Origin of the sequence: Scytonema sp. PCC 10023, assembly GCF_963920835.1 — a bacterium.
GTDB lineage: Bacteria > Cyanobacteriota > Cyanobacteriia > Cyanobacteriales > Nostocaceae > Kalymmatonema.
This window is the reverse complement of sequence record NZ_CAWUDP010000245.1, coordinates 1-2,921: the sequence shown is the minus strand read 5'-3', so window position 1 is coordinate 2,921 and position 2,921 is coordinate 1. Positions and strand designations below refer to the sequence as shown.

The following is a 2,921-nucleotide window of genomic DNA, read 5'->3' as shown; positions in this document are numbered from 1 at the left end:
GGTACTGGCAATGCGGTAAGATGACCCAATGAGCGATTCTGAGCAACTTGTTATCTACCAGCTTCATATTTTTATCCTGGGCATCAGTCCCATGATTTGGCGTAGGATAAAAATCCGCAGCGACAGCACAATCGCCGATTTGCACTACATTATCCAGATAGCAATGGGGTGGACTGATTCCCACTTACATCGCTTTATAATCCACGGTAAGCATTACGGGATTGCACAAATTGGGGGAATGTGGTTTTCTGACGACCCAAAAGAAGTCAAATTATCAGATTTTGGCTGGCGAATGCGAGAGCGTTTTTTATACGAATATGACGAAAGGTGATAACTGGCAGCATCAAATTCGGGTCGAAGCAATTCTCACTTCCAAATCAAATTGCTTTTATCCAGTGTGCATTAGTGGTCAACGTGCTTGTCCTCCAGAAGACTGTGGTGGCTCGTGGGAGTTCATGGCACAAAAGCAGGAATACTCGGTAAGATATATAGCTTCTCGGTGCAGTACTTTATGGATGAAGGTGATATCCCTGGCAATATTGAAGAGATGTACGAACTACGCCAATGGTTAATGGTTGACCATTTTGACCGCCCAAAAATCAACCAACGGTTACAGCAATACGCGGCTGGGGATAAAGAGATGTTATTTGTATTGAAATAGTGTGAAAGTCAAAATCCAAATAGTTGTGGAGTCAGACAATAGAGATTCCCAAGTTGTCCAAGAAATTATGCTTCTTGAGCGTGGTGCTTTACAGCCAGAAAACTTGGGACTAAAACTAGCAGAAGCCAAAACATTACTACAAAACCTCCAACACACCCTAGCCGAGCAACAAGTGGCAGAGTATTCTCAACAACAGGAATTATGTTTGCACTGTTGCAAGAAACTGTTGCATAAAGACAAACGCAAAATTGTATACCGCACGTTGCGAGCGCAAGTTACATCTCCAATGCCATCGACTATTTCACTGCCCGTGTCAAGAACAACCAACCCGTAGCTTTAACCCATTAGCCAACTTACTACCAGAACGCACTTCCAGAGAACTATTGTATCTGGAGTCCAAGTTTGGGTCTTTGATGTCTTACGGACTGTCTGTGAAACTATTGCAGGAAGTATTACCAATAGAAGGAGAAATAAACACTACATCGGTAAGGAATAACTTACACAAAATTGGTCAACGCCTAGAAGACGAGTTGGGGGAAGAAAAGGGAGTATACATTGAAGGCTGTCCAAGAGATTGGGAGGAATTGCCCCGACCTGATTTACCGTTGGTACTGGGAATGGATGGCGGATATGTTCGTTCCTACGATAAAAAATCGCGCTCTAAAGGTAACTTTGAAGTTATCGTTGGTAAGAGTATAAAAGCAGACGGCACATCTAAGCAGTTTGGTGGAGTTTATTGTTACGATACCAAACCCCAGCGTCGGATCTTTGAGGTGTTGACTTCTCAAGGAATGCAGATGAATCAACAAGTAACTTTCCTGTCAGACGGTGATGAGAAGATACGGGAACTACAACTTTATCTCAATCCCAATGCAGAATACCTACTGGATTGGTTTCACATCACCATGCGACTGACGGTGATGAGTCAGACAGCAAAAGGACTTAACAAAAAAGATACCGAACTAGATACAGACATACCCAAAGAACTAGAACGAATTAAGTGGTATCTGTGGCATGGAAATGTGTTCAGAGCATTGCAACTTGTAAAAGACCTTGTTGATGACCTAGAAATCGTGATTTTTGATGGAAATAGCCGAATAGAGCTAAAAAAGCTCTTGAAGATGTTGCGGGAGTTTGAAACCTACATTGCCAACAATGGGTCTTATATCCCCAATTATGGAGAACGTTGGCGTGCCGGGTGAAGCCATTGCTACTGGATTTGTGGAATCAACGGTTAATCAAGTCATTAGCAAGCGGTTTGTCAAGAAACAGCAGATGCGGTGGACACCCAAAGGTGTTCATCTTCTGCTCCAGGTGAGAATGTTAGTTCTCAATCAAGAGTTAGAGAGCAAATTCCAGCAATGGTATCCTGGTTTTAGAGTAAATAGCAAGCCAACCCAACAAGTACCTCATGTCGCTTAAATGCTCGATATTAAAGGTAATTTAAATTACTTGTTATTTGACGATTCACTGTAAAATGCTGGTCTGTTTTTATGTCTTAGTGCTTACCAACTAAGGAGCGTAAGTTGGTAAAATCAACTCACATACCCCAAGATTTTCAGGGGGTTGAGTCATGACATCACAAACCGTCCAACCACCGCTCATTTGGTAAAACCGAAAAACAAGAACGTCAATCGCCTAACTCTCGCAAGTACTCCGAGATCAGGACTAGGGAGCATTTGCTACCAGAAGAAGTCTCTGCGATGCGGTCAGCTATCAAAAAATCAAAGGGTCGCCATGCTCACCGAGATTCAACCATAATTTTGCTTTGCTACCGTCATGGATTGCGAGTGGCAGAGGTGGCATCGTTGCGGTGGGAGCAAATAGATTGGAATGGTGGCACAATTTACGTGAAGCGAGTCAAAAAAGGCACTCCATCTACTCATCCTCTTTACTCTGAAGAAATTCGCTCTCTCCGGAAATTACAACAAGATTATCCTGCTAGTCCCTATATTTTCCAGTCTTCTCGACGTGGCCCGTTGGCACATGATACGATCGCCGGCATTGTTGAGCGAGCTGGTGAATTAGCTGGTTTACCTTTAAGAGTTCATGCTCATATGCTGCGGCATGGAACAGGTTATCCCAAGGCGAATCGAGACATTGATACCCGAACAATTCAGAGTTATTTGGGGCATAAGAATATTCAGCATACTGTTCGTTACACCGAACTTGCATCTACCAAGTTTCATGGGCTTTGGGATGATTGATGTTTAAAACCCTGGCTAATTGTCCCCCACCTCCCCCGAAAAAAATCGCTCTC

Annotated in this window: 3 protein-coding genes and 2 pseudogenes; all 5 read left to right on the top strand. The window is 43.3% G+C overall.

Translation table 11 applies throughout. The features are described from left to right. The first annotated feature begins 28 nt into the window (after positions 1-28). Positions 29-331, top strand: coding sequence for a plasmid pRiA4b ORF-3 family protein (locus ACM0OZ_RS48345; RefSeq protein WP_414590072.1), 303 nt, complete (start codon positions 29-31; stop codon positions 329-331). Further along, positions 318-398, top strand: a pseudogene (locus ACM0OZ_RS48340) (hypothetical protein); the annotation flags it as partial. The gene ACM0OZ_RS48345 and the pseudogene ACM0OZ_RS48340, both read left to right, overlap by 14 nt. Before the next feature lie 20 nt (positions 399-418). Beyond that, positions 419-661, top strand: a complete 243-nt coding sequence (locus ACM0OZ_RS48335; protein ID WP_414585624.1) for a hypothetical protein — start codon at positions 419-421, stop codon at positions 659-661. Between the two features lies 1 nt (position 662). Beyond that, a pseudogene (locus ACM0OZ_RS48330) lies at positions 663-2,083 on the top strand (ISKra4 family transposase). A gap of 257 nt (positions 2,084-2,340) precedes the next feature. Continuing rightward, positions 2,341-2,868, top strand: coding sequence for a tyrosine-type recombinase/integrase (locus ACM0OZ_RS48325; RefSeq protein ID WP_414590071.1), 528 nt, complete (start codon positions 2,341-2,343; stop codon positions 2,866-2,868). The last annotated feature ends 53 nt before the right edge of the window (positions 2,869-2,921 follow it).